The organism is Salinifilum ghardaiensis (assembly GCF_054491345.1).
In genome coordinates this window covers 471,431-498,277 of record NZ_CM137101.1, presented here as the reverse complement: position 1 = coordinate 498,277, position 26,847 = coordinate 471,431, and the positions used below count along the sequence as shown (strand labels likewise).

Genomic DNA, 26,847 nt, shown 5'->3' with positions numbered 1-26,847 from the left:
CACGACCGGGCCGAACCGCTCAGTGAGCGCGCGGATCGGAACTGCTCGCGTGGCCCCGCGGAGTCGCCCCCGCCCGACCCGCGACGCCAGCCACCCCGCGCGCTCCCCGACTCAGAGCTTCGCGCGCAGCGAGTCCAGCTCCTCCGCGGTGAGCTCCACGTCCAGATCCCGCAGCACGGCCCCGATCCGCTCCGGCGGGACGGTCTCGCGGTCGGTGCCACCACCGGCCCGCTCGACGATGAGCTCGTCACCGACCAGGCGCCGGAGCTCGCCCTCCTCCAGCCGCATGACGACCGGCTTGCCGGTGAACGGCGAATTCGGGTGCGTCGCGGTGTAGTGGTGGGCCACCTCGTAGTCGACGGGACGGCTCGGCCGCACGTCGGAGGCGTGCAGCGGTTCCCAGCCCCGCTCCTGCCACTTCTGCAGCGTCCACACCCCGCCGTCCTCGACCAGCCGGTGCGGCCAGCCCGCCTGGTCGACGACGGCGCCGTCGCGCAGCGGCATCGGGTGCAGCAGTCCTGCGCCGAAGCCCACGTCCGCCAGGTGCTCCCGCCCCTCGACCGTCACGACCAGCAGCATGTGCGTGAGCGGCCCCGACTTGTGCGGCTGCACCCGCGCCATGCAGCGCCGCACCCCGAAACCCAGCCGCTCCAGCACGGCCGCGAAGAGCGAGGCGTGCTCGTAGCAGTAGCCGCCCCGGGCGCGCCCGACGAGCTTGGCGGCGACCGCCGGCAGGCCGATGCCCGGGTGCCGTTCGAGCACCACGTCGATGTTCTCGAACGGGATCGTGCGGACGTGCGCCTCGTGCAGGCTCCCCAGCGCCTCGACCGAGGGAGCCACCAGCGGGTGCCCGATGCGGTCGAGGTAGGCGTCCACGTCGACCGACGCGCTGCCCCACTCGTCAGCGCTGCCCCGTTCCTCGGCGGACTCCCCGCCCTCCGCGGGGTCCCGGCCATCGGAGGATTTCCGGCCGTCGGAGGCGTCCCGGTGCTGTGCCATCGCAGTCATGGCGCGGAGCGTGGCACTTCGAGCGCGCTCGAAGTCAACGATGCGGAACCGGCCGGCGGGGCACGCCGGCGCGGCCCCGGCCGGTGCGCGCCACCAGCTCGGCACCTTCGAAGCGGCCACCGCGCTCGCGGACGAGTTCCTCACCCCGCTGCTGCGGGGCGACGGGACGCACCGCTGGGACCCCGCGACCCGCCGCTGGGCGCAGTGGGCCCAACGGTCCCGCCGACCGCACCGCGCGGGCGCGTGCGGGGCCGACCGCGCGGGCACGTGGCGAACCGCTGCGGAGCCCCCGGGCGCAGCCCCGTCCGGACCGCCCGCCCGCACACGTGTGTCCGTGTCGGAACGCGGACGTTCCGGCACGGACGCGGAAGCGGCGGCCGCGGGCGCCGGGTGGTGCCCGCAGGAGCACCACCACCGCGCCCGGAGCGGCTCAGCGCTGGTCGATCGGCACGTAGGAGCGCTGGGGAGTGCCGGTGTACACCTGGCGCGGACGGCTGATCTTGCGCGCCGGGTCGTCCAGCATCTCCCGCCAGTGGGCGATCCAGCCCGGAAGGCGGCCGAGCGCGAACAGCACCGTGAAGAACTTCGTCGGGAAGCCCATCGCCTTGTAGATCAAGCCGGTGTAGAAGTCCACGTTCGGGTAGAGGTTCCGCTCGATGAAGTACTGGTCGGACAGCGCGCGCTCCTCCAGCCGCAGGGCGATGTCCAGCAGCGGGTCGTTGGCGTTGATCTTGCCCAGCACCTCGTCGGCGGTCTTCTTGATGATCGCCGCGCGCGGGTCGTAGTTCTTGTACACGCGGTGGCCGAAGCCCATCAGCTTCACACCGGGCTCCTTGTTCTTCACCCGGTTGACGAAGGAGTCCACGTCGCCGCCGTCCGCGTGGATGTTCTCCAGCATCTCCAGCACCGCGCTGTTCGCCCCGCCGTGCAGCGGACCGAACAGGGCGTTGATGCCGGCGGAGATGCTCGCGAACAGGTTCGCCTCGGACGACCCCACCATCCGCACGGTCGACGTGGAGCAGTTCTGCTCGTGGTCGGCGTGCAGGATGAACAGCAGATCCAGCGCCCGGGCCAGCGCGGGGTCCACCTGGTACTCCTCCGCGGGCAGCCCGAACGTCATCCGCAGGAAGTTCTGGACCAGCCCCAGCGAGTTGTCCGGGTACAGGAACGGCTGGCCCACGGACTTCTTGTACGCGTACGCGGCGATCGTCGGCAGCTTCGCGAGCAGCCGGACGGTGGACAGCTCCACCTGCTCGTTGTCGAACGGGTTGAGGCTGTCCTGGTAGAAGGTGGACAGCGCCGACACCGCCGAGGACAGCACCGGCATCGGGTGCGCGTCGCGCGGGAACCCGTCGAAGAACTGCTTGAGGTCCTCGTGCAGCAGGGTGTGCCGGTTGATCCGCTCGGCGAACCGCTCGTACTCCTGCTTGCTCGGCAGCTCACCGTAGATCAGCAGGTAGCTGACCTCGATGAAGTTCGACTTTCCGGCGAGTTCCTCGATCGGGTACCCGCGATAGCGAAGCACCCCGGCAGCACCGTCGATATAGGTGATGTCCGAAGTGCAAGCGGCCGTGTTGCCGAAGCCCGGATCCAGCGTCACCAAGCCGGTCTGGGACAACAACTGGCCGACATCGACGCCAGGCGCACCCTCGGTCGCCTGCTTCACCTGCATCTCGTGCTCGCCGCCACCGTAGTTCAGCGCGACGGTACGTTTGGCGGTCACGTCGTCGGGCATTCGGGAACCTCTCGCGCTCGTCGGGGTAGCCCGCTCGAGGGGCAGCACTGGCGCCGGCGACGGCCGGCGATGAGGCCACTCCGCCGTTCGTGCCGGTCGGGGGTGCCCGACCCGGGCAGCACCACCCCGTTGGGGTCCTGTCAGGTGTCACGCTAGACCCCGCGAGGCCCCTCGCGCAGCTACCACGTTTCGCCTTCGCGGCAGGTGGGACCACGATCACACCGCTTCGCGGGCCCTTCGCGGACCCGTGGCGCAGCGGGCCGCGCCGTCCGGAACCGCCCGCCGCGCCCGCCCTGACCACCCGGCGGCGGCGCGCGGAGCGGTCCCGCCGCTCGGAGCGGCCACCGGCGCACCGGTGGGTCGGGGAGCCGCCGCGCACCCGGCGCGCCCGCGTGACCACCGGTCCGCTCACCCGGCGGCGACCTCGCCCGCCCACGGTGGTTCGGCCCCCGGCCGGGAAATCGTCACCGCCGCCGCGCGCGCCGCGAAGGCCAGCGCCCGGCGCCACGCCTCCGGCGTCATCTCCCGCACGGAACGCCTCTCCAGGGCCGCGTTGCGGTGCAGCCACCCCAGCAGCGCCGCCTGGACCGTGTCCCCCGCGCCGATCGTGTCGACCACCTCGACCTCCTCGCTCGGAACGCGGGCGAGCTCCCCGTCCTCGGTGTGCGCGGACAGCCCGTCCCCGCCCCCGGTGAGCACGATCGCCGCCGGACCCGCCCGCCGCCACTCGGCCAGCGCGGTCTCCAGGTCGCGGTCGCCGGCGAGCCACTCGGCGTCCTCCACCGAGAGCTTCACCAGGTGCGTCACCTCCAGCCACGACTCGAACCGGGCCCGGTAGGCCTCCGGATCGGCGATGAGGCTCGCCCGGACGTTCGGGTCCAGCGCGATGAACCGGCCGCGCTCGGCCTCGGAGAACAGCACCGACTCGTAGACCGTGGCGCCCGGTTCCAGCACCATGCCGAGCGTGCCGAAGCACACCGCGGTGGTCTCCTCCGGCAGGTCGCGGGACTCGACGAACCGGGTCGCCGTGCCGTCGGTGTGGAAGCTGTAGCGCGCGGACCCGTCCTCGCCCAGCCCCACCACGGCCAGCGTCGTCGGCTCCACGCCGCGCTGCACCAGCTCGTCGCGGACCCCGGCGTCGCGGAGCCGCTCGAGGAGCTTGTCGCCGAACAGGTCGGTGGACAGGCGCGAGTAGAACGCCGTCGGCACGCCGAGCCGGCCGAGTGCCACGGCGACGTTGTACGGGCCGCCGCCGAGACGCGGGTGCAGCGGTCCGAGCTCGCCCTCCGTCGTGGACGCGTCGGGCACCAGGTCGACCAGTGCCTCGCCCCCGATAACGATCACGTTTCCTCCGTTCTGAGAGTCCGCGGATTGGCTGACGTAGTGGATCCGGCAGCGGAACCTCCGGCGAGGCCTCGCTCCGGGATCCCCGACATCGGGTAGCCACCTACTCCCAGCTGCCCCCGACCACCCTCCCCGGACAGCGGATGGAAGCAGCCCCTTCGGGGATGTCCTCGCGAGGCGACGCCGGAGAACCCGCGGCGGGTCGGCCCGCGCACGCGTTGAGGAAGCGGCTGCGCCGCTTGCCTGACGGACCGGCGCGGCCGAGCGGAATCCCCACCAATCCGCGCGCCCCTAAGTTCCTTGTTGATCTGCCGATTTGTAGATCACCTCTCTCACCGGAGCGGCTTGCCCGGCGGCCACTCCTCGGTCCTCAGCACGGGCGCAGGCCCCACCGGCCGGTCCAGCGCGCACCCGCGTCCAGCTCGACGAGGTCGGTGCCCGAGTTCAGCGCGTCCGGCGGGCAGGTCATCGGCTCCACCGCCACCGCACGCCCCCGGCCCGGGTAGTCCGGGGCGGTGTAGACCTGGACCCAGCCGAACGCGGGATCGGCCCACAGTCGCACGCCACACCCGTTCGGGGCAGTCAGAGTGTGCTCAACGAGACCCGTCGCCGGGTCGGGGCGCGCACCGCCGAACGCGGTGTCCAGCTCGACCCCCTCCAGGCGGCGCCCCCGCACCAGCTCGCGCTCCTGCTCGTCCAGCGGGCGCGGTTCCCCCGCGGGCAGCAGCCGCTCCGCGTCGACGGGCAGGCGCGTCCGCGCGGACAGGCGCAGCGTGCACTCGTCCGCGCCCGCTGCGCCCGCGCGCAGGAACGGGTGGACGCCGAGGCCGAGCGGGACGCCGCCGCGGCCCGCGTTGTCCACGGTGTGCGTCACCACCAGGCCGGACTCGTCCAGCGCGTAGCGCACCCAGGTGATCAGCGGCACCGGCCACCCCGGCTGCACCGGCACCGCGGTCCGCAGCACCACAGTGGACTCCTCGTGCAGCACCGGCGTCCACAGCACGTGCCGGACGAGGCCGTGGATCGCGTTGCGCCGCGCCGGTTCGGTCAGCGCGAGCTGCTGCGAGCTCCCGGCGCGGCTCCAGCGCCCGTCCGCGACGCGGTTCGGCCACGGCAGGAGCACCGCGCCGGAGCAGCTCGGCGGCGGCTCGTCCGCGCCGTGGCTCTCCACGTAGGACGCGCCGTCGACCTCGAAGGCGCGCAGCCCCGCGCCGAGGCCGGTGACCACGGCGCGCGCCGGACCGCGGGTGATCTCGTACTGCGGGCCGGTGGCGGGCAGGTAACCACCCGCGGGCGGCGGTTCCGCGCCGGTGGGCGGGCCGGTGGCGGGCGGATGCATTCCGGGCGGTTCCGCGCCCGCGGTCGGGTGCGCACCGGCGGGCTGCTGGTCCTCTCGTCGCTCCACGCGGCCACCCTACGAGGCGGCGCCGCTCCGGCCGGCCTCCTCGCCGCCCGACGTGCCGCGGCGCCCGCGACCGGTGAGAGCATGCGCACACCGATGCGATCGGTCACGGAACCCGCGTCCGGACGAGCCGACCGGGAAGCCGCGCACCGGGGGTTCCGGCGCCTCCTCGTCCCGAAACACCGCCGCAGGAACGGCAACGGCACCAGCCGGATCCGCCTCCGGTGCCGAACCGGCCCTGTGCAGCTGCTGCGCAGGACCGGGATACGGTCCTGCGCAACGGGCACCTCTCCCGCGCCGAGGGCGGGACCGTCACCGACGACGTGGCCCCGCAGGTCGTGCTCGACCCCGACCGCCTCGTCGTGGTGCGCACCACGACGAGCGACGTGCTGCACCACCTGCTCGAACTGACCGTCCACACAGCCGACCTGGCCGACATCGACAACGACGCGCATCCCGAACGGCTCGCGGGGAATCGTCCTCCCACCACCCTTCGCAGCACTGCGGAGCAGATCTCCGCGTTCCGGGAAAGCGCATCGACACCGACACCGTTCGCAGCGGTGGCGAGCCGGGCGGCGAAGGAGCACCCCCATGACCGATCCACCGGATCACGCCCGGAGACGCACCGACGCCCCGGTGTTGGCGATCAGCGGCGGCGCGCTCGTCGCGTTCGTGGTCGTGGCGCTGGCCGCGCCCGCCGCCACCGGCCGCGCGGTGACCGCCGCGTTCGAGTTCGCGGCGCGCTGGTTCGGTGCGCTGTGGCAAGTGCTGCTGCTGGCCACGTTCGTCCTCGCCGTCGTGCTGGCGTGCTCACGGCTCGGGCGGGTGCGCCTGGGCGCCGGAGAGCGCCCGGAGCACGGCCGGCTCCAGTGGATATCGATGATCATGTGCACCCTGCTCGCGGGCGGCGGGGTCTTCTTCGCCGCGGGTGAGCCGCTGCAGCACTTCGTCTCACCACCGCCGCACTACGGCGGGGTCCGGCCCGGCTCGCAGGACGCCGTCAGCGCCGCGCTGGCGCAGAGCTTCACGCACTGGGGGTTCCTGGCCTGGGCGATCCTCGGGTCGCTCGGCTCGATCGTGATGCTGCGGGGCGCGGAGCGCGGCATGCCGCTTCGCCCGCGAACCCTGCTCCACCCGCTGCTCGGCGAGCGCGTCTGCCACTCCCGGCTCGGGAAGGCGGTCGACATCACGTGCATCCTCGCCGTGGTGGCCGGAACGGTGGGGCCGATCGGTTTCCTCGGGCTCCAGGTCTCCTACGGCATGTCGCGGGTGTTCGGAACCCCCGACAGCTACCCGGTCCAGCTGGGCGTCATCATCGCGCTCACCGCGATCGCAGTGCTGTCGGTGATCAGCGGCATCAACCGCGGGATCCAGTTCCTCAGCCGCGTCAACATCTGGTTGGCCGCCGCGTTGATGGCCGCCTTCGTCGCGCTCGGGTCCGCGGGCTTCCTGGCGGAGGCCTTCCTGGGCGGGTTCGCCCAGTACGTGCGGGACTTCGTGCCGCTGGCGCTGCACCGGGGCGATCAGCAGTGGCTGGGATCGTGGACGGTGTTCTTCTTCGGGTGGTTCCTCGGCTACGGACCGCTCATGGCGATCTTCGTGGCGCGGATCTCCCGCGGCCGCACCTTGCGCGACCTCGTGATCAGCACCTCGATCGTGCCCCCGGTCGCGACCACGCTGTGGTTCACCGTCTTCGGCGGCACGGGCATCTTCTTCGAGCAACGCACCCCCGGCGTGCTCTCGGGACCGCTCAACTCCTCCGGCGTTCCCGCGGCGGTCATCTCGATCGCCGAGCAGCTCCCGCTCGGTCGCCTGCTGGCGGTCGGCGTGCTGCTGCTGACGATCACGTTCGTGGCGACCACGACCGATTCGATGTCCTACAGCATCGCTTCCGCGAGCACGAACGACGGCGAACCCACCACCGCGGTCCGCGCGTTCTGGGCCGCGATGATGGGATCAGCGGCGGCCGTCCTGCTCCTCGTCGGCGAGGGCGGGATCACCGCGCTGCAGCAGTTCATCGTCGTCACGGCGGTACCGGTCGGATTCATCATGCTGCCCACCCTCTGGACGGCCCCGCGCGTGGCCAGGCGCATGGCGATCGAGCAGGGAATCCTCCCCTCGCGCACCCGGAACCCACCGGGCGCGGAGCGGCCCGGTGCAGCGCACGCCGCCGAGGGTGAAGCCGCGGAACGCCAGCAGCACGGCACGAGCGCCGCCCAGCACGCCGAGTCGCCCCGGGGGTGACCCGCGGGACGCCCGGAACGCGGGGCGGTCGGGCCGGGGGACGCCGGCGGACCGGTTCGATACCGGCCACCGCGCGCCGGCGCAGCAGGTCCCGGCTGGCCCCGCCGCCCGCGGCGGCGGGGCGCTGGGAGAGGGCCCTACGCCCCGGGCCCCGCCGTCTCGGCGTCCTCGTGCCCGCCACCGCCGGTGAGGTGGTTGACCAGCCAGAACACCACCCCGACCGCCAGCAGGGCCAGCACGACCACGTATTCCTCGGCCGGCCTGCCGGACAGCGGGCTGGCGAAGAACGCGCAGGTGATCGCGCCGAGCACCGGAACCCACGTGGGCGCGCGGAAGTGCTCGTGCCGCACCGGATCGCGCCGCAGCACGAGCACCGCGACGTTGACGACGGCGAAGACGACGAGCAGCAGCAGCGAGGTGGTGCTGCCGAGGGCCTCGATGTCCAGACCGCTGACCAGCAGCACGCCCAGCGCGCTGGTGAACACGATCGCCACCCACGGGGTGCGCCGTCCGGCGTGCACCCGGCCGAAGAACCGCGGGACGACCCGCTCCTCGGCCATGCCGTAGACGAGGCGGCTGGCCATCATCATGTTGATCAGCGCGCTGTTGCTCAGCGCGAACAGGGCGATGACGGAGAACAGCACCGGTGGGAACCACGGCGCCGCGGCCTGCACCACCAGCAGCAGCGGCCCGTCGGAGGCCGCGAGCTCACCGGTCGGCACGAGCGTCGACGTGATCAGCGCGATGAGCGTGTAGATCACGGCGACGAGGCCCATGCCCCACAGCACCGCGCGGGGGTACGTCCGCTGCGGGTTCCGCGTCTCCTCGGCCATGTTGGCGGTGTCCTCGAAGCCGATCATGGCGAAGAACGCCAGGGCCGTCGCCGAGGTGACCGCCAGCAGCGGCGCGGTGCCGGACTTGAACTCGACCAGGCGGCCGGGGTCCGCGGTGAGCTCGGGGTTGGTGCTGCCGCCGAAGATCGCGATCGCACCGGTGACGATCACCACCGCCAGCCCGAGCAGGACCACGGACGTGAGCACGACGTTCAGCTTCGTCGACTCCGCCACGCCGCGGAAGTTGATCAGCCCGAGGACGACGAGGAACGCGATCGCCACCACCGTCGTCGGCGCCCCGCCCGCGATCTCCTCCAGGTAGTCGCCGCCGAACGCCTGCGCCGCCGAGGAGGCCGAGGTGATGCCCGAGCTCATCACCGCGAACGCGACGAGGAACGTCACGAAGTGCACGCCGAACGCCCGGTGGACGTAGAGCGGGGCGCCGCCGGCCTTCGGGTACTTGCCGATGAGCTCGAGGTAGCTGAACGCCGTCAGGAACGCCACGACGAAGGCCACCAGGAACGGGATCCACAGGGCACCGCCCACCTTGCCCGCGATCTTGCCGGTGAGCGCGTAGATCGTGGTCCCGATGATGTCGCCGACCACGAAGAACAGCAGCAGCCGCGTCCCGATGACCTTCTTCAGCCCCGGCCCGTCGCCGGGCCCCTCCCGCACCGTCGCCTCATCCGCCATGACCGGGGAGTGTGCGCCCTCGCACCCGGTGCTGTCGCCTCGGACAAGCGGGTGATCGCGAACCGCTGCGCGTCACGGGGCGAGGCGCTCGACGACCCACCGCTCGTCGTCGCGGCGGAAGCACAGCCGGTCGTGCATCCGGTTCGGCCGGCCCTGCCAGAACTCGACGACCTCCGGGCGGAGGATCCACCCGCCCCAGTGCGGCGGCACGGGAACCCGCTCGGCATCGGAGAAGCGCCGCTCGGTCTGGCTCAGCGAGGACTCCAGCGCCTCCCGACCGCCGACCACGCGCGACTGCGGCGAGGCCCAGGCGCCGAGCTGGGAACCGCGCGGGCGCTCCGACCAGTACCGGGACACCTCCTCGGAGGAGAGCTTCTCCACACCGCCGCGCACGTTGACCTGCCGCTGCATCGACAGCCACGGGAACGTCACCGCCGCCGCGCGGGTGGCGCTGAGGTCGTGGCTCTTGGCCGAGGTGTAGTTGGTGAAGAACGAGATGCCGCGCTCGTCGATGCCCTTGCACAGCACGGTGCGGGAGGACGGCACCCCGTCCGGTGTCGCGGTGGCCAGCACCATCGCGTTGGGCTCGACCACGTCGGCGGCGGTCGCCTCGTCGAACCAGCGCTGCAGCTGCTCGTGCCACGTGTCGGCGAGCGCGGACTCGTCGAACTCGGCGGAGTCGTAGAACACCCGCATCGACGGCAACGCGACGTTGGCCTCCGACATTCTCCCCTCCTCCTGCTGGACCGCACGCCCTCGGCGTGCCCGCACTGCGCCGTGGACCGCCCGCGACGCCGCAGCGGCCGCCCCGGGCCCGGGGCGGCCGCGTGCAGCGCACGGTACGAGTCACTCGTGGCCGGCGCGAACCGAAGTCGCGCCGGCCACCCGCTCGACCGTAGACGCCGCGCGCGGCGCGGCCGAATCGGCGGCGGTCCCCACATCGATTCCGCAAACGATGCAGTGACCTTTCCCACACACGTCCGGGTGGACATTCCCGGCGAATCCCGCCGGCCGCGGCGAGCGTCCGGGAGCCTCATCACATCGCCGCTGCACTGGGGATACGCTGAAAGTGCGACGGGCAGTGTTTGGTGAACGGGACGTAACGCAGTAAGTTGCCGCACGGCTGGCCGCGGCAGCGCGGCGCCCGCTGCGTCCAACTGAGCACCGGCGCGCCGCGACATCCACGACGGGCTGACGCCCGGGACGCGCTGCGGTAGAGCCGCGAACCCGGCAACGGCGCCGGTGACATGACCACCGCGCGGACACCACCGCGCGAACCGACGAATCGGAGGCGCCGGCATGACCCAGGCCGAAACCGCGGACCCGACGACGCTGCGACTGCCCGAGGAGCTCAAGCCCCGCGACGGCCGCTTCGGCTGCGGCCCGTCCAAGGTGCGCGAGGAGCAGCTCACCCGACTCGCCGACGCCGGCGCCTCGGTGATGGGGACCTCCCACCGGCAGAAACCGGTCAAGGACCTGGTCGCACGCGTCCGGCAGGGGCTCCGCGAGCTGTTCTCGCTGCCCGAGGGCTACGAGGTGCTGACCGGCGTCGGGGGCACCACCGCGTTCTGGGACGCCGCGACGCTCGGCCTCATCCGCGAACGCTCCCTGCACCTCGAGTACGGCGAGTTCACCTCGAAGTTCGCCAAGGCGGCCAGGACCCCGTTCCTGGCCGAACCGAAGGTCGTCTCCGCCGAGCCCGGTGACGCCCCCACCCCGGTCGCCGACCCCGAGGCCGACCTCATCGCCTGGGCGCACAACGAGACCTCCACCGGTGTGATGCTGCCCCCGAGCCGCCCGGCGGGCTCGGAGCACGCCCTCATCGCCGTGGACGCCACCTCCGGCGCCGGCGGTCTGGCGTTCGACCCGCGCGACGTGGACGTGTACTACTTCGCGCCGCAGAAGTGCTTCGCCTCCGACGGCGGCCTGTGGCTGGCCGCGGTGAGCCCGGCCGCGCAGGAGCGGATCACCGAGATCGGCGAGTCCGACCGGTGGATCCCCGAGTTCCTGTCGCTGACCACTGCGCTGGACAACTCCCGCAAGGAGCAGACCTACAACACCCCCGCCGTGGCCACGCTGTTCCTGCTCGCCGAGCAGATCGAGTGGATGAACGCCCAGGGCGGGCTGGACTGGTGCACCAAGCGCACCGCCGAGTCCTCGCAGCGGCTGTACTCCTGGGCCGAGTCCACCTCCTGGACCACGCCGTTCGTCAGCGACCCGACCAAGCGCTCGCAGGTCGTCTGCACCGTCGACTTCGACGAGTCGGTGGACGCGGCGGCGGTGGCCAAGGCGCTGCGCGCCAACGGCATCGTGGACACCGAGCCGTACCGCAAGCTGGGACGCAACCAGCTGCGCATCGGCACGTTCCCGGCGATCGAGCCGGACGATGTGACCGCCCTTACCCGCAGCATCGACTGGATCGTCGAGCGGCTCAGCTGAAACTCCTGGTCAGCGGGACAACGCAGTTCCTCCCGGTGCGCTGGGCACGCCCGCCGGGAGGAACTGAGCAGTTCCGCGCGTTCGCCAACCCGGCCTGGTTGGGGCAAGATCGGACGTGTCAGATCGTGGCGCCACGCCCGGCGCGCCGCCCCGTCAAGACGGCGCGCCGGGGTAGGGTCACAGACTGGTGACAGGTAGGCGACGGGAGCCGATATGCACGTCCGGGAACGGGCGGACCGTCACGCCCGTGACCGCTGAGCCGGCAGGCAGCGCGCTCAGCGGCCGCGGCGGGCGGAACGTCCGCGACGCCGTCGCCGCACACCGGCGCCGGGGGCGCCCGGGGTGACGGCTCCGTCGTGACACCGCGGTGCGTCGTCCCGCGTGAACCCGGGGCGGGGTGTCCCGCACGACACAGGAGGCTGGCATATGCGGGCGCTGCGAGTGGTCGGGCTCGACGAAGACGGCGAATCCGTCATCTGCGAGGACCCGGACAACGGCGAGCGGTTCACCGTGCCCGCCGACGAACGCCTGCGGGCCGCGGCCCGGGGCGATCTGACGCGACTCGGTCAGGTGCAGATCGAGCTGGAGGCGCAGATCCGCCCGCGGGAGATCCAAGCGCGCATCCGCTCCGGCGCGACGACGCGGCAGGTCGCCGAGGACGCGGGCATCTCGGAGGCGCGGGTCGAGCGCTACGCCCACCCGGTGCTGCTGGAGCGCGCGCAGATCGCCGAGCTCGCCCAGCGGGGCCACCCGGTGCGCGAGGACGGTCCCGACGTGCAGACGCTCGGCGAGGTCGTCGCGCACACCTTCGGCATGCGCGGGCACGACTACAACGACGCGACCTGGGACGCCTGGCGCGGCGAGGACAACAAGTGGGTCGTCCGCCTCGAGTGGTCGGCCGGCAAGTCCGAGAACGCCGCGCACTGGGTGTTCCACCCCGGGGCGCAGGGCGGCACCGTGGCGGCGTTGGACGACCACGCGGCCGACCTGCTCGACCCCTCCCCCAACCGCCCGCTGCGCACCGTGCGGCCGGTGACGGAGCTGGCCCGCGAGGCGCTCGAACTCGATCCGCAGGAGTCCACGCAGCTGGTCACCGAGGAGGCCGGGAGCGAGGAGGCCGCGTCCGAGGACGCGGAGCCCGCCGAGGCCCCCGGCGTCACCACGCCCGCCGTGCCGCCGGTGCCCGGGCTGGGCACCGCGCGGGCCGCCGGTCCGGCCGCGGCCGCGGCCGCGGCCGAGCCGACGAGCGAGTCGGGCGGGGCCGAGGCCTACCGGCGCGCCGCGCCCATGGCGTGGGACCGGCCCGGGGAGCGCAGCGCACCGGCGGAGACCGCGGCTGCGGTGCCGGAGGAGGACGGGTCCGCCGAGCCGGACGAGCCCGAGGAGGCCCCGGCGGAGCAGGCCGAGGCCGAGGCCGAATCCTCCGACGCGCCGGGCCGCAAGAGCCACCCGATGGTGCCCTCCTGGGAGGACGTGCTCCTCGGCGTCCGCTCGCACCGCTGAGGCGCGGGTCGGCCGGCGCAGCGGGGCGGGTGGACGGTGCCGGTCACCCGCCCAGCAGGCTCAGCAGCAGGGCCGCCCACGCGGCGAGCACACCGCCGCCCGTGCCCCAGGCGACCCACCGCCAGGTGGGGACTCCGCTGCCGACCCACACCGACGGCGCGAAGCCGGCGGCGACGGCGAGGTTGACGATGACGGCGAGCGCCGCGCTCACGTCGGCCAGCCCGCGGGAGACGACGACGAGGACGACGGTGACGATCGCGCCGAGCACGAGGCTGACGAACAGCCCCGGCCCCCACGGCACGGGCTCCCCCGCGGGCTGCTGCGCGGACGTCTCCGGACCGGCGCGCAGCACCCGGCCGGACAGCGGGTCGGCGCAGTCCACCTCGGCGCCGAGTTCGGCGGCCACGCGCGCGGCGAGCGCGCGGGAGCGGTCGGTGAGCACGGCGGCAGCGGCCTCGTCGGTGGCGGGCTCACCGGTCGCCACGCCGGTGGTCATCTCGCGCTCCGCCGCCGCGCCGGTGGCGGACGCGTCCTGACGGCCGGGCCCACCGGGGCCCGCGGCGGTCCCGCCGAGGTCGGCGACCACCTCCGCCCACTCGCGGAGCGCGCGGACCACGGACCCGGACAGCGGCAGCGCGGACGGGTCGTACTCGCGCCCGGCGCGGCGCAGCACCGCGCCCCGCTCGTCCGCGGCCAGTTCCCAGCCCGCTGTTCGGCTGCTCATCCCGGTGCACGCTCCTGAACGCTGCGTCCTGCCGCCAACCTTAGAGAGTCCGCGGATTGGCTGTTGAGGGCGGGTGGATGGGGGTAGCTGGGAGGAACCTCCGGCGGCACCTCGCTCCGGGATCCCCGACATCGGGTAGCCACCTGCTCCCAGCAACCCCCGACCTCCCGGGCCGGACGGCGGAGACCGGGTGGCCGCCGTCAAGCCGGGTCCGGGTTCATCGCGTGGAACGCGATGGCGCCCGCGGTGGCGACGTTGAGCGAGTCCACCGCGCTGGAGATGGGGATGCGCACGCGCACGTCCGCGGCCGCCATCGCCCCCTCCGTCAACCCGGGTCCTTCCGAGCCGAGCAGCACGGCGGCCGGTCCGGCGTCGAGCCCGGCCTGCGCGAGCGGCACCGCGTCCGCAGCCGGGGTGAGGGCGGCGAGGCGGAACCCGGCTCCGCGGAGCAGGGCGAGGTCGTCCGGCCAGCTCTCCAGCCGGGCGAAGGGCACGCGCAGCACGTGGCCCATGGACACGCGCACGCCGCGCCGGTAGAGGGGGTCGGGGCAGCCCGCGCCGAGCAGCACCCCGTCGAGGCCGAGGGCGGCGGCGTTGCGGAACAGCACGCCGAGGTTCTCGTGGTCGCCGACGCCTTCGAACACGGCCAGGCGGCGCGCCGCGGAGACGAGCGCGCGCGGCTCCGGGGCGGGTGCGCGGTCGGCGACGGCGAGCACGCCGCGGTTGAGGTGGAAGCCGACGACCTGCGCCATGACGTCGGCGGTGGCGGCGTAGATCGGGGCGTCCACCTCGTCGAGCACTGTGGACAGTTCGTCGATGCGCCGCTGCACGCCGAACACGGCCCGCACCGGGTACGGCGAGTCGACCAGGCGTTGCACCACCACGACCCCCTCGGCGATGACGAGCCCGCGCCCGCCGGGCCGGTCCGGCCTGCGGTCCGCGCGGGAGAGGTCGCGGAAGTCGTCCACGCGGGAGTCCGCGGGATCGGTGATCTCGACACTGTGCGCCACGCGGCCATTTTCCCGCACCGCGCGCGGACCTCGCGCACCAGTGGTGCACGGCCGAACGGCCCTGCGCGCACCGCCGTGCGGAGCAGCGATGAGGTAGCTCACACGGCGCCGCGGAAATACCTGGCATAACAACGGCGCCCGTGGTGTTGTGGGTGGTTGCGGCCATTGGTTTCACCAAGCAACCGATCCGGCGAGGAGCGACATGGTGACGAGCGAGCGGGAAGCGGTCGACAACTCGCGGCTGTCCCGCAAGGTGCGGTTCGCGCTGATCCTGGGCGGGTTAACGGCTTTCGGCCCGTTGTCGATCGACATGTACCTGCCGGCCCTGCCGAGCCTCACCACGGAGCTGCAAGCGACCGACGCGCAGGGCCAGCTGACCCTGACGACGGTGCTGATCGGACTCGCGCTCGGGCAGCTGCTCGCCGGGTCGATCAGCGATGCCGTGGGGCGGCGCAAACCACTGCTGATCGGCCTGGCCGTCTACATCGCCGCGTCCGTGCTGTGCGCGCTGTCCGGCTCGGTGTACGCGCTGGCCCTCCTGCGGTTCCTGCAGGGCCTGGGTGCCGCTGCGGGCATGGTGATCGCCCGCGCGGCCGTGCGCGACCTCTACGGCGGCGTGGAGGCCGCCCGCTTCTTCTCCTCGCTGATGCTGGTCACCGGACTCGCCCCGATCCTCGCGCCGGTCATCGGCGGCCAGGTGCTGGCGCACACCACCTGGCGCGGGGTGTTCGTCGTGCTCACCGCGCTGGGCACGCTGCTGTTCGTGATCGCGGGAACCCTGCTGCCGGAGACGAAACCGCCGGAATGGCGCCAGCCCGCCCACTTCGGCGCCACCTTCCGCACGATCGGTTCGCTGCTGCGCCGCGGTTCCTTCTTCGGCAACGCGCTGACCGGCGGGTTGGGCATGGCCGCGATGTTCGCCTACGTCTCCGGCTCGTCGTACGTGCTGCAGGACATCTACGGCATGTCGCCGCAGACCTACAGCCTCGTGTTCGGGATGAACGCGATCGGGCTCGTGCTCGCCGGGCAGGTCAACGCGCGCCTGGTCGGGCGGATCGCCAACGAGAAGCAGCTGCTGCTGGCCGCGCTGGTGGCCGCCTCGATCGCCGGGGCGGCGCTGGTGAGCGCCGCGCTGCTGGGCGCGCCGCTGAGCGTGCTGCTGCCGGCCCTGTTCGTGATGATCGCCAGCCTGGGCTTCGTCATGCCGAACACGACGATGCTGGCGCTGGGCGAGCACCGCGAGGTGTCGGGCACGGCCTCGGCGCTGCTGGGCGTGTGCCAGTTCCTCGTGGGCGCGCTGGCGGCCCCGCTGGTCGGCCTGGGCGGGACGGACACCGCGGTGCCGATGGTGACGGTGATGTTCGCCGTGGTGCTGGCGGCGACGGTGATGTTCCTGGTGTTCGGCCGCGCCGCCCAGTCGCAGACGCCGGTGACCCGCCGCTCGCGCGAGCCCGCCGAGCAGGAGCAGGAGCAGGTCTCCAGCGGGAGCTGACCGCCCCGCTCGCCGGGCCCGCCGCCCCGTTCGCCGGGCGGGGCACCTCCGCGGCGGCACCTCCGAGCACGCCGCGGCGGGCAGACCCGGTTGAGCGCGTCCCCGCCCGCCGGGCGGGCCACCCGAGCTTGCCCGCGCGGGGCCTTCGGCCCCCGGCGCATCGCCTCCGCCCGCTCGACGAGCTGGGCGGCGGGACGCCCGGCGCTTCGCCGCGGGGCGCGGGAACCCGCGCGCAGAACACCCCGGCGAAGTCCTGCTGCGCGCTGACCGTGCGCGCGCGGCGGAGTCAGCGCTGCGCCGTCCGGATTCCCGGCACACCACCGTTTTGGCCGCTGTCAGCCCGGGTACGCGTATGCCACCGTGAACTTCCAGCGCTGCGCGCTGCCCGCCAACACGACCCACGGGGAGACGGCATGGGACGCGACGTGCGGCAGCAGACGTTCACCTCCATCGATCGGCAACGCTACCGGGACAAGATGCACCGGGGGCTCGACGCGCTGGCGCGGATGCTCGCCGACGGCACCTTCTCCTTCCCGCACCAGCAGATGGGCGTCGAGGTGGAGTTGAGCCTCGTCGACGACGAGATGGCCCCCTCGATGACGAACGACACCGTGCTGGAGAAGATCGCGGACCCGTCGTTCACCACGGAACTCGGCCAGCAGACCATGGAGTTCAACGTTCCTCCCCAGGTGCTGGCGGGGGACAGCGCGCACGAGCTGGAGCGCACGCTGCGGGCGTCGCTGTCCGAGGCCGGCAGCGGGGCGCGGGACGCGGGCGCCACGATCGTCATGATCGGCACGCTGCCGACGTTGGCGCGGTCGCACTTCGACCCGCACTGGTTGTCGCGCGCCTCCCGGTACTCGCTGCTCAACCAGCAGATCCTGCAGGCCAGGGGCGAGGAGATGCTGCTGGACGTGGAGGGCACCCCGCTCGGCGAGCAGGGCGGCGAGCGGTTGCGCTCCTACTCCAGTTCGATCCTGCCGGAGTCGGCGTGCACCTCGGTGCAGCTGCACCTGCAGGTCGCGCCGGAGGACTTCGCCGCGCACTGGAACGCGGCGCAGTGCCTGGCCGGGGTGCAGGTCGCGATCGGCGCGAACTCCCCCTTCCTGCTCGGCAAGGCGCTGTGGCAGGAGACGCGGGTGCCGCTGTTCCAGCAGGCCACCGACACCCGCCCCGAGGAGCTGAAGAACCAGGGGGTGCGCCCGCGGGTGTGGTTCGGCGAGCGCTGGATCACGTCGATCTTCGACCTGTTCGAGGAGAACGTGCGCTACTTCCCGGCGCTCGTGCCGGAGCCCGAGCACGAGGACCCGCTGGCCGCGCTCGACGCGGGGCGCGCGCCGGCGCTGGCCGAGCTGCGGCTGCACAACGGGACGGTGTGGCGGTGGAACCGGCCGGTGTACGACCTGGTGGACGGGGTTCCGCACCTGCGCGTGGAGAACCGCGTGCTGCCCGCCGGTCCGTCCGTCATCGACATCGTCGCGAACGCGGCGTTCTTCTACGGGGTGCAGCGCGCGCTCACCGAGCAAGACCGGCCACTGTGGACCGAGCTGTCCTTCGCCGCGGCCGCGGAGAACTTCTACGGCGGCGCGCGGCACGGGATGGACGCCTCGCTGTACTGGCCGCGGGTCGGCTGGGTCTCGCCCGACGAGCTCGTGCTGCGGGTGCTGCTGCCGCTGGCGCACGAGGGCCTGCGCGACTGCGGCGTGTCGGACGAGTGCCGGCAGCGGTACCTGGACGTGATCGAGCAGCGCTGCGTGCAGCGGCAGAACGGGGCCTCCTGGCAGCGCGACACGGTGGCCGCGCTGGAGTCCCGCGGTCGCGGCCGGCACCAGGCCCTGGTGGACATGCTGCACCGCTACGTGGAGTGCGCCGAGGGCGGCGAACCGGTGCACACCTGGCCACTACCGGCTCCCCGGTGAACACTTCCCGCGAAATGCACGCACCCCACCGGAAGGAGCGGGTCGCCGCGGGCGTGCCGGGGAGGGGACGGGGGCGAGGGGCGAACGGGGGTCAGGGGCGGGGCAGTGCGCCGTCGACGCGCAGGCTCGGGGTGCCGCCGGAGCGCTCCACGCGCCCCCGCACGCCGAACACCTCGGCCAGCAGCGTCTCGCCCAGCACCTCCCCCGGCTGCCCGGTGGCCGCGACGCGCCCCTCGGACAGCACCACGAGCCGGTCGCAGAACTCCACCGCCTGCCGCAGGTCGTGCAGCGTCAGCAGCACCGCCATGCCCTCCGCGGCCAGCCGCCGCAGCAGTTCGAGCACCGCGTACTGGTGCCGCAGGTCGAGGTGGTTGGTCGGCTCGTCCAGCACGAGCACGCGGGGGCGCTGGGCCAGGGCGCGCGCGATCGCCACCCGTTGCCGCTCACCGCCGGAGAGGGTGCGCACGTCCCGGTCCGCCTGCTCGTCCAGCTCGGTCGTGCGCAGGGCCTGCTCGACGACGCCGCGGTCGCCCCCGCCCATCCGCTCCAGCAGCCCGAGGTGCGCGACCCTGCCCTGCGCGACCACCTCGCGCACCGAGAACGCCGCCCGGTCCTGCGGTTCCTGCGTGGTGGCGGCGAGGGTGCGCGCGTGCTCCCGCCGCGGCACCGCGGTCACGTCCCGGCCCGCGACCTCGACCACCCCCGCCGCGGGTTCCACCGCCCGGTACAGGGTCCGCAGCAGGCTCGTCTTGCCGCTGCCGTTCGGCCCGACGAGCCCGAGCACCTCCCCGGCAGCGACATCGAGGTCCACATCGGACACGACGCTGCGGCCGCCGAGGTCCACCCGGGCACCGCGCACGCGCACGCTCATCCGCTCCTCCGGTGGCTCCGCAGCATCAGCAGGAACAGCGGACCGCCGACCAGGGCGGTCAGCACACCCACGGGCAGTTCCGCCGGCGCGAACAGCACCCGGGCGGCGAGATCGGCCAGCACCAGGAACACCGCCCCCAGCAGCGCCGAAACCCCCAGCATGGCACGGGCTTCCGAACCGACCAGGAACGTCGCCGCGTGCGGCACGAGCAGCCCGACGAACGCGATCCCGCCGGCCACGGCGACCGAGGCCCCGCCGAGCAGGGAGATCCCGATCAGCGCCAGCACCCGGAACCGCCGCGCGTTCAGCCCCAGCGCCGCGGCCCCGTCGTCACCGGCGTGCAGCAGGTTCATCCACCGCCCGGACAGCAGCGCCGCGCACAGCGCCACCCCGAGCACGGCGGCCGGGGCGCCGAGCAGTTCCCACCGGGCCGCGCCGAGCCCGCCGGCGGACCAGAACATGACCTGCTTGGCCTCCTCCCCCGTGGCCGCCAGGTACAGCACCAGCGAGGTCAGCGCTCCCGCCACCTGGCCCGCGGCCAGCCCGCCGAGCACGAGAGCGGTCACCGACCCGGAGCGGCCCGCCACCACGAGCACCGCGCTCAGCGCGGCCAGCCCGCCGAGGAACGCGGCCACCGGCTGGGTGGCCGCGCCCAGCGCTCCCGAGCCGATCCCGAGCACGGTCACCAGGGCGATGCCGAACCCGCCGCCCTGGGAGATGCCCAGCAGGTACGGATCGGCCATCGGGTTGGCGGTGACCAGTTGCGCGATGCCGCCGGCGAGGGCGAGGGAGGCGCCGACGACGGCGCCGGTGACCACCCGGGGCAGGCGGGAGTTCCACACGATCGCCTCGCGCACCGCCGAGGCGTCCGCGTCGACACCGGGCACGAGCGGATCGGCGAGGACGTGCCACACCTGCGCCAGCGGCAGGTGCACCGAGCCGAGCGAGACCGCCAGTGCCGCGCCGGCGAACAGCGCGCACGCGAGTCCGATGTGGACGAACAGGGCGCGGCGGCGGATCATGGCGCCCCGTGCAGGTCGGCGGCGAGCCGCTCCACCGCGCCCGGGAAGCGGATGCCCTCGGTCAACTCCACCAGCGGGATGGTGCTGAACCGACCTGCGCGCGCGGCCGGGGTGCGCCCGACCAGCGGATGCCCGGACAGGTAGGCGCGCTTGCCCTCGACGGGCTCGGCGAGGTAGTCGACCAGCACGATCGCGTCCGGCTTCCGCGCGGCCACCTGCTCCCAGCTGACGTCGGCGAAGGCCTGCGGGACGTCGGCGAAGACGTTGCGCCCACCGGCCCGGCGCACCGCGTCGTTGCCGACGCCGTGCCCGCCCAGCGTCATGGGCGCCTGCTCGCCCGAGTCGTAGACGAACACGTCGACCGGCTCCTCGTCGGCGACGCGGCGCTGCACCGCCTGCACCCGCCCGCGGATGTCCGCGGCGAGGCGCGCGGCGCCGTCCTCCAGGTCGAGCACCCGGCCGAACATGCGGATGTCGTCGAGCAGCGCGCCCATCCCGGCCGGGCGCTGCACGCAGGACTCGCTGAGCAGCAGGGTGGGGATGCCGAGCTCCTCCAGCGCGTCGCGGCCGCGCCCCTCGGTCTCGTCGAAGGCGCTGGCGTATCCGCCGACCACCAGGTCCGGCTCGATCTGCAGGATCCGCTCCGCGGAGGGGTACTTCGGGGCGACCACGGGGACCTGCGCGTACTCCGCGGCGATCTCCGGGGGCGGCGCGCGGTCGTCCGGGAAGGCCGTGCCCACGATGCGGTCGCCGAGCCCGAGGGCGAGGAGGATCTCCGTGGCGTGCTGGTTGAGGCTGAGCACGCGCTGCGGGGGTTCGTCGAAGACCTCCGCGCGGCCGCAGTTGTCGACCCGCTCGCCGCCGCGGGAGGCGGCCTCCTCGGCGGGCGCGCCACAGGCGGTGGCCAGCAGTCCGACGGTCAGCAGGGCGAGCAGGGCGCGCATCGTACCTTCCGGGGCGGCGGTGCGGCCCGGGCGAACCCGGCCTGCGGCGGAGTGCGCCGCGCCCGGGCTCCGACCGCGGACCGCGACGGTCGTGGGAGCCGTCCGCCCCGGCGGGCATTCGGGCTCGCCGCGCCGCGCGCGGCACACCGTTGCGGGTCAGCGCCGGGTTCGCACCGGACTTCCCCCGCCGAGCGGACCACGCCGATCCTGCCGAAGAGGGATGCGCCGGTCAACGGGCCCGAACCACCCCCGGATCAGCATTTACCCAGCGCAGCGCGGGAACAACCGGCAGTTCCGAGATCGCCGGGTGAGAGCAACACCTCGTTTGGCACGATGTAGTTGCCATCTTTTTGCAACAGCGCCATGATGGCGACAGTCGATTGGAGGACTCCATGCCGCAGTACGTCCTGCCGGATCTGGACTACGACTACGCCGCGCTGGAGCCGGCGATCTCGGGCGAGATCAACGAACTGCACCACAGCAAGCACCACGCGACCTACGTCAAGGGCGCCAACGACACGATCGAGCGCATCCAGGAAGCGCGTGAGCAGGGGGACTACTCCTCCATCGTCGGCCTGGAGACGACGCTGGCGTTCAACCTCGCGGGCCACTCCCTGCACAAGATCTGGTGGAAGATCCTCAGCCCGGACGGCGGGGACAAGCCCACCGGCGATCTCGCCGACGCCATCGACGAGCACTTCGGCTCCTTCGACCAGTTCCGCGCCCAGATGGAGGCCGTCTCCACGACCATCCAGGGCAACGGCTGGGGCATGCTCGCCTGGGACCCGGTCGGCCAGCGGCTCATCACCCAGCAGCTGAAGGACCACCACTCGAACCTGGTGATCACGACGACGCCGCTGCTCGTGTTCGACGTGTGGGAGCACGCCTACTACCTGCAGTACCGCAACGTGAAGGCGGACTACATCAAGCACCTGTGGAACGTCGTCAACTGGGAGGAGGTCGCCCGCCGCTTCGCCGACGCGCGCGCCGGCTACAACGGCCTGCGGCTGCCCGAGTGATCGCTGGTGATCGCGGAGCCCGTTCTGGACCCCGCGCACGGCGGAGGGGGCAGCAGAACGGGATCCCGCGGATCGGCTGGCGGCGGATCCGGCAGCGGAACCTCCGGCGAGACCTCGCTCCGGGGTCCCCGACACCGGGCAGCCACGCGCGATCACCGAGCGCACGAGCCCGGCGGTGAGTGCTCCGACAAGCCCACCGTCGTGACCGGGGCCGGTTCCTCCCCAGGAGCCGGCCCCGGTTCCGCTGCGGCCCCCGCCCGAGCGCGACGGCCGCCCGGCAGTGCTTCGTCACGTCGGAACGTCCGCCGCAGCAGCGGGTCCTCGCACGCGGAGCAACCCGCGGAAGCCTGCGCAACGCCCCCGAACGCGACCGATCCCCGGCCCCGGCGCGAACACCGGGACCGGGGATCGACCAGTTCCCGAACTGACTGCCGCTCCCACCACGAAGCGGACATGTATTAGGTTAGCCTAACCTGCCGACTTTGGCAATGGGGTGCGCGCGATCCGCATCAGCGCGATCCAGCCGAGGAGCGCGCAGACCAGCGTGACCAGCCCGCCCAGCAGGATCGGCGAGCGCGCACCGAGCACCTCCTGCAACCACCCCGAGGTCAGCCCGCCGAGCGGCTTGCCACCGAGGAACAGCAGCATGTACAGGCCCATCACCCGGCCGCGCACCTCCGGCTCCACCCCCAGCTGCACGGTGGCGTTCGCGCTCGTGGTGAACAGCAGCAGCGCCACGCCCAACGGCACCAGCGCGACCGCGAACGTCGCGTAGGTCGGCATCAGCGCAGCTGTGGTCTCCAGCGCGCCGAAGGCCACCGCCGCGACGACCAGCGTGCGCAGCCGCGGCCCCTCGCCGCGCCGCGCGGCCGCGGTCGCGCCGGCCAGGGTGCCGACGGCGAGCATCGTGACCAGCAACCCGTAGGAGTCGGCGTCGCGGTCGAACAGGTTCCGCGCGATGACGGCGAAGGAGTTCTCGAAGTTCATCCCGAACGTGCCGACGCAGAACACCAGCGCCAGCACGACGAGGAGGTCGGGCCGGCGCCGCACGTAGCGCAACCCGGCCCGCACGCGACCCCGCTCGGCCGGGGCCGGCGGTGTCCGGCGCAGCTCGGCGGGGGTCATCAGCAGCAGGCCGCCGACGACCGCGGCCGAGCTGATCCCGTTCGCGAGGAACACCCAGCCGGTGCCGACGACGGTGATGAGCACGCCCGCCAGGGCCGGACCGACCACGCGCGCGAGGTTGAACGTCATCGAGTTCAGCGCGACCGCGTTGGCGAGCTGCTCCCGCCCCACCATCTCCACGACGAAGGACTGCCGCACCGGCGTGTCCACCGCGGCGAAGCACCCGAGCAGCCCCGCCAGCGCGTAGACGTGCCACAGCTCGGCCGCGCCGCCGAGGTCGAGCAGGCCGAGCAGCACCCCGCACAGCCCCATGGCGCTCTGCGTGGCCACGAGCAGGCTGCGCTTGTCGAAGCGGTCGGCGATGCCGCCGGCCCACAGCGTCAGCACCAGGGTGGGCAGGAACTGCAGCGCCACGGCCACGCCGAGCGCGGCCGGGCTGCCGCCGGAGAGCTCCAGCACGAGCCAGTCCTGCGCGGCCCGCTGCATCCACGTGCCGGTCAGCGAGACGACCTGGCCCGCGGCGTAGTAGCGGTAGTTGCGCTCCCGCAGCGAGCGGAACACGCCGCCGCGGGAAGCGGGCGCGTCCTCCCCCTCGCGCGGGGTCGAGGAGCAGGCGCTCAACTCCCGGCGATGCGGTTGATGATCCCGGTCGCCTGCATCAGGACCTCCCGCTCCTCGTCGGTGAGCTCGGCGAGCCGCGAGTCCAGCCAGCGCTCGCGCACGGTGACCTCCTCGTCGGCGCGGGCGTGCCCGGCCTCGGTGACCTCGACGATGGCCTGGCGGCCGTCGCTGGGGTGGGCGCGGCGCATGACGAGCCCCAGGTCCTCGAGCGCGGCGATGACGCGGGTCATGGACGGCGGTTGCACGCCTTCTTTGGCGGCCAGCTCCCCGGGCGTCATGGCCCCGCCCTTGACGAGGGCGAACAGGGCCGACAACTGGGAGAGGGTGATGGTGGAGTCGGCGCTCTGCGCACGCAGCCGCCTGTTCAGGCGGACCGTGGACAGGCGGAGGCGACTCGCGAGGGTCTGCTCGCGCTGGGCGGTCTCGGACACGTCGTTAGTCTACCAAACCATATGTCGGAAACGGGCGTTTTGATCGCAGGATTGTCGCACCACAGCGGATCCCGCCTCCGGAGGAGCGTGCCACGCGCCACACCCGGCGGCGCGCCGCCCCGCTCACGCGCCCAACGCGCTGCTGACCGGTTCGGCCACGAAGTACAGCACGAACGCCGCCGAGACCACCCACATCAGCGGGTGCACCTCGCGCGGCCGGCCCGCGGCGACGCGCAGCAGCACGTAGCTGACGAACCCGGCTCCGATGCCGTTGGCGATCGAGTAGGTGAACGGCATGACCGCGATCGTCAGGAACGCCGGCAGCGCGATGGTGAAGTCGCCCAGGTCGATCTGGCGGATCTGCGCGATCATCATCGCACCCACCACGACCAGCGCCGGGGCAGCCGCCTCCACCGGGATCACCTCGTACAGCGGCGTGAAGAACATGGCGACCAGGAACAGCAGGCCGGTGACCACGTTCGCCAACCCGGTGCGGGCCCCGTCGGCGATGCCCGAGGCGGATTCGACGAAGACCGAGTTCGAGCTCGCCGAACCGGCGCCGCCCGCGACCGCGCCGACGCCCTCGACGGCCAGGGCCTTGCCGATGCCGGGCAGCTTGCCGCTCTCATCGGCCAGCCCGGCCTCCTTCCCGAGGCCGGTCATGGTGCCCATCGCGTCGAAGAAGTTCGCGCACACCAGGGTGAACACGAGCATCGCCGCGGCCAGCGCGGGCAGCCGGGTCCACGCGCCGAACGAGATGTCGCCCAGCAGCGACAGGTCCGGCATGCCGATGACCTGCTCCGGCAGCTCCGGGGCACCGAGGCTCCACCCGTACGGGTTGGCGCCGCTGGCCGCCCCCGCGTGCGCGATCGCCTCCACCCCGATGGACAGCGCGGTGGTGACCAGCACGCCGATGAGGATCCCGCCGCGCACCTTGCGCGCCACGAGCACGCCGGTGAGCACCAGGCCGAAGACGAACAGCGCCGTCGGCCAGGACGCGATCGACCCGCCGATGCCCAGCTGCACCGGCACGTCCGTGCCCGCCGCGTCCGGGATGCGGCGGACGAAGCCCGCGTCCACCAGGCCGACGAAGGTGATGAAGAAGCCGATGCCGACCGCGATCGCCGTCTTCAGCTCGGTCGGGATCGCGTTGAACACGGCGGTGCGGAACCCCGTGGCCACCAGCAGGAGGATGACGATCCCGTCGACCACGACCAGGCCCATCGCCTCCGGCCAGGTCACCTGGCTGGCGATGCTCGTGGCCAGCAGCGTGTTGATCCCCAGCCCCGCGGCGAAGGCGAACGGGTAGTTCGCGATCACCCCGAACAGCAGGGTCATCACCCCCGCCACCAGCGCCGTGGCCGCCGCGACCTGCGGCACCGGCAGGATGTTGCCGAGCACGTCGGTGTTCGCGCCCGGGTCCTCCGCCGAGTGGCTGCCGAGGATGAGCGGGTTGAGCACGATGATGTAGGCGACGGCGACGAACGTGACGAGCCCGCCGCGCATCTCCCGCGCGATGCTGGAACCGCGTTCGGAGACCCGGAAGTAGCGGTCCAGACGCGACGTGCCGGACGTTCCAGTCGTACTCAACGGTCACCTTTCCCATCGGTGTGCGTTCGGCGGCCCCGCGCAGCGCACGAGCCGGCGGCGCGCCGAGGAGCGGCCAGCGGAACCGGGCGGTAAGCATCGCAAACGGCTGATCGCGACACGCGCCACACCCCGGACGTCCGCGAAGGCACCGCCCCGCCCGGAGTAACCTGCGGGTGTGGCGGAACAGCGCGCAGCACCCACCCCGGCGGCGACGGGGCAGGACCACCGGAAGGCCCCCCGGCTGCCGCAGCGGCTCGTCGACCCGCGGCCGATCGTGCTGATCGGGACGGTCGTGTGGCTGGCCGGGGTGGTCTACTTCGCGCTGCTCGGCTGGTCCGAGGGGAGCCTCGGCGTGCCGTTCTGGACCTGCCTCGTCGGGACCGCGCTCGGCGGTGTCGGCTACACCATCTTCCGCTGGCAGCGCTCCGCGGCGAACCGCGGGGTCCGCGGCGCGTGGCAGGGGCTCACCGGTCTCGACGACTAGGGGAGTCCGCGGATCGGCCGTTGAGGGCGGGTGGATGGGGGTAGCTGGGAGGAACCTCCCGCGGCGGGGCGCTCCGCGCACGTGGCGATGAAGCGGCTGCGCCGCCCGCCTGACGGGCCGGCGCGGTCGAGCACGTGACCGCCAATCCGCGCGGCCCCCAGTAGTAGTTTGTTATGTCACTGACGCCTGCCGTTGCGGGGTAGTCGCGATGGCCTTCCTTTCGACGCGGCAGTGTCGAAGCGCCACCTGAGCAACCGGACCATCGGCGGTGCCCGCCGGCCGGGCGGAACCCGCGCCGCACCCGGACCGGGCGCGCTAACCTGGGACGGCCCGAGAACCCGGGGCGTGCCCGACGACCGGGACGCACCCGGCACCCGAGACACGCGGAGCAGCG

The 26,847-nt window shown here is 73.2% G+C and carries 21 protein-coding genes; 7 read left to right on the top strand and 14 right to left on the bottom strand.

The window, feature by feature from the left end:
* Window positions 1-111: 111 nt before the first annotated feature.
* The 4 genes from ACVGV0_RS02220 to ACVGV0_RS02205 all read right to left on the bottom strand — a co-directional run bounded on the left by ACVGV0_RS02220 (window position 112) and on the right by ACVGV0_RS02205 (window position 5,492).
* Entirely contained in the window at window positions 112-1,008 is an 897-nt protein-coding gene (locus ACVGV0_RS02220) for an arylamine N-acetyltransferase family protein (protein WP_459158180.1), read from the bottom strand.
* 430 nt (window positions 1,009-1,438) lie between these two features.
* Window positions 1,439-2,743, bottom strand: a complete 1,305-nt coding sequence (locus tag ACVGV0_RS02215) for a citrate synthase (protein ID WP_459158179.1) — start codon at window positions 2,741-2,743, stop codon at window positions 1,439-1,441.
* Window positions 2,744-3,151: 408 nt separating this feature from the next.
* Window positions 3,152-4,087, bottom strand: coding sequence for a carbohydrate kinase family protein (locus ACVGV0_RS02210; RefSeq protein ID WP_459158178.1), 936 nt, complete (start codon window positions 4,085-4,087; stop codon window positions 3,152-3,154).
* Window positions 4,088-4,457: 370 nt separating this feature from the next.
* Window positions 4,458-5,492, bottom strand: a complete 1,035-nt coding sequence (locus ACVGV0_RS02205; protein ID WP_459158177.1) for an aldose 1-epimerase family protein — start codon at window positions 5,490-5,492, stop codon at window positions 4,458-4,460.
* A 588-nt stretch (window positions 5,493-6,080) separates the two neighbouring features.
* Between ACVGV0_RS02205 and ACVGV0_RS02200 the strand changes: the two genes are divergently transcribed.
* Entirely contained in the window at window positions 6,081-7,733 is a 1,653-nt protein-coding gene (locus ACVGV0_RS02200) for a BCCT family transporter (RefSeq protein WP_459158176.1), read from the top strand.
* A 137-nt stretch (window positions 7,734-7,870) separates the two neighbouring features.
* On the opposite strand, the gene ACVGV0_RS02195 is transcribed toward ACVGV0_RS02200, so the two are convergent.
* Together ACVGV0_RS02195 and pdxH are read right to left on the bottom strand one after the other, a co-directional pair.
* On the bottom strand, window positions 7,871-9,259 hold the full coding sequence (locus tag ACVGV0_RS02195; RefSeq protein WP_459158175.1) for an APC family permease: 1,389 nt from the start codon (window positions 9,257-9,259) through the stop codon (window positions 7,871-7,873).
* A 72-nt stretch (window positions 9,260-9,331) separates the two neighbouring features.
* On the bottom strand, window positions 9,332-9,985 hold the full coding sequence (gene pdxH, locus ACVGV0_RS02190; protein ID WP_459158174.1) for a pyridoxamine 5'-phosphate oxidase: 654 nt from the start codon (window positions 9,983-9,985) through the stop codon (window positions 9,332-9,334).
* 573 nt (window positions 9,986-10,558) lie between these two features.
* On the opposite strand from pdxH, the gene serC reads away from it, so the two are divergent.
* Together serC and sepH are read left to right on the top strand one after the other, a co-directional pair.
* Window positions 10,559-11,698, top strand: a complete 1,140-nt coding sequence (gene serC, locus ACVGV0_RS02185; protein ID WP_459158173.1) for a phosphoserine transaminase — start codon at window positions 10,559-10,561, stop codon at window positions 11,696-11,698.
* 426 nt (window positions 11,699-12,124) lie between these two features.
* A complete protein-coding gene (gene sepH, locus ACVGV0_RS02180; protein ID WP_459158172.1) occupies window positions 12,125-13,201 on the top strand; it encodes a septation protein SepH in 1,077 nt (358 codons plus the stop codon).
* A 43-nt stretch (window positions 13,202-13,244) separates the two neighbouring features.
* Here sepH and ACVGV0_RS02175 read toward each other — a convergent pair whose 3' ends face one another.
* Complete coding sequence (locus tag ACVGV0_RS02175) at window positions 13,245-13,925, bottom strand: DUF2537 domain-containing protein (RefSeq protein WP_459158171.1); 681 nt, start codon at window positions 13,923-13,925, stop codon at window positions 13,245-13,247.
* 200 nt (window positions 13,926-14,125) lie between these two features.
* Window positions 14,126-14,935: a TrmH family RNA methyltransferase gene (locus tag ACVGV0_RS02170; RefSeq protein ID WP_459158170.1), complete on the bottom strand. Its 810-nt coding sequence runs from the start codon at window positions 14,933-14,935 to the stop codon at window positions 14,126-14,128.
* 202 nt (window positions 14,936-15,137) lie between these two features.
* Here ACVGV0_RS02170 and ACVGV0_RS02165 point away from each other — a divergent pair, with 202 nt between their 5' ends.
* Window positions 15,138-16,427, top strand: coding sequence for a multidrug effflux MFS transporter (locus tag ACVGV0_RS02165; RefSeq protein ID WP_459158169.1), 1,290 nt, complete (start codon window positions 15,138-15,140; stop codon window positions 16,425-16,427).
* 413 nt (window positions 16,428-16,840) lie between these two features.
* Window positions 16,841-18,346 carry a glutamate-cysteine ligase family protein gene (locus tag ACVGV0_RS02160; protein ID WP_459158168.1) on the top strand — a complete coding sequence of 502 codons (1,506 nt, stop codon included), beginning with the start codon at window positions 16,841-16,843 and terminating at the stop codon, window positions 18,344-18,346.
* 91 nt (window positions 18,347-18,437) lie between these two features.
* On the opposite strand, the gene ACVGV0_RS02155 is transcribed toward ACVGV0_RS02160, so the two are convergent.
* From ACVGV0_RS02155 to ACVGV0_RS02145, 3 genes are read right to left on the bottom strand one after another with little or no spacing between them, the layout of a single operon-like run.
* On the bottom strand, window positions 18,438-19,217 hold the full coding sequence (locus ACVGV0_RS02155) for an ABC transporter ATP-binding protein (RefSeq protein ID WP_459158167.1): 780 nt from the start codon (window positions 19,215-19,217) through the stop codon (window positions 18,438-18,440).
* Window positions 19,214-20,239 (bottom strand): FecCD family ABC transporter permease, encoded by a 1,026-nt coding sequence (locus ACVGV0_RS02150; protein ID WP_459158166.1) that lies wholly within the window; start codon window positions 20,237-20,239, stop codon window positions 19,214-19,216. The genes ACVGV0_RS02155 and ACVGV0_RS02150 overlap by 4 nt, the downstream gene beginning before the upstream one ends.
* Window positions 20,236-21,183: an ABC transporter substrate-binding protein gene (locus tag ACVGV0_RS02145; protein ID WP_459158165.1), complete on the bottom strand. Its 948-nt coding sequence runs from the start codon at window positions 21,181-21,183 to the stop codon at window positions 20,236-20,238. The genes ACVGV0_RS02150 and ACVGV0_RS02145 overlap by 4 nt, the downstream gene beginning before the upstream one ends.
* Window positions 21,184-21,575: 392 nt before the next feature.
* Here ACVGV0_RS02145 and ACVGV0_RS02140 point away from each other — a divergent pair, with 392 nt between their 5' ends.
* Entirely contained in the window at window positions 21,576-22,202 is a 627-nt protein-coding gene (locus ACVGV0_RS02140) for a superoxide dismutase (protein WP_459158164.1), read from the top strand.
* A gap of 468 nt (window positions 22,203-22,670) precedes the next feature.
* On the opposite strand, the gene ACVGV0_RS02135 is transcribed toward ACVGV0_RS02140, so the two are convergent.
* From ACVGV0_RS02135 to ACVGV0_RS02125, 3 genes are all read right to left on the bottom strand, one after another.
* On the bottom strand, window positions 22,671-23,948 hold the full coding sequence (locus tag ACVGV0_RS02135) for an MFS transporter (protein ID WP_459158163.1): 1,278 nt from the start codon (window positions 23,946-23,948) through the stop codon (window positions 22,671-22,673).
* Window positions 23,945-24,379, bottom strand: coding sequence for a MarR family winged helix-turn-helix transcriptional regulator (locus tag ACVGV0_RS02130; protein ID WP_459158162.1), 435 nt, complete (start codon window positions 24,377-24,379; stop codon window positions 23,945-23,947). Before ACVGV0_RS02130 ends, ACVGV0_RS02135 begins: the two co-directional genes overlap by 4 nt.
* A gap of 123 nt (window positions 24,380-24,502) precedes the next feature.
* Complete coding sequence (locus ACVGV0_RS02125) at window positions 24,503-25,969, bottom strand: NCS2 family permease (protein ID WP_459158161.1); 1,467 nt, start codon at window positions 25,967-25,969, stop codon at window positions 24,503-24,505.
* A 175-nt stretch (window positions 25,970-26,144) separates the two neighbouring features.
* On the opposite strand from ACVGV0_RS02125, the gene ACVGV0_RS02120 reads away from it, so the two are divergent.
* On the top strand, window positions 26,145-26,453 hold the full coding sequence (locus ACVGV0_RS02120; RefSeq protein WP_459158160.1) for a DUF2530 domain-containing protein: 309 nt from the start codon (window positions 26,145-26,147) through the stop codon (window positions 26,451-26,453).
* Window positions 26,454-26,847: the final 394 nt, after the last annotated feature.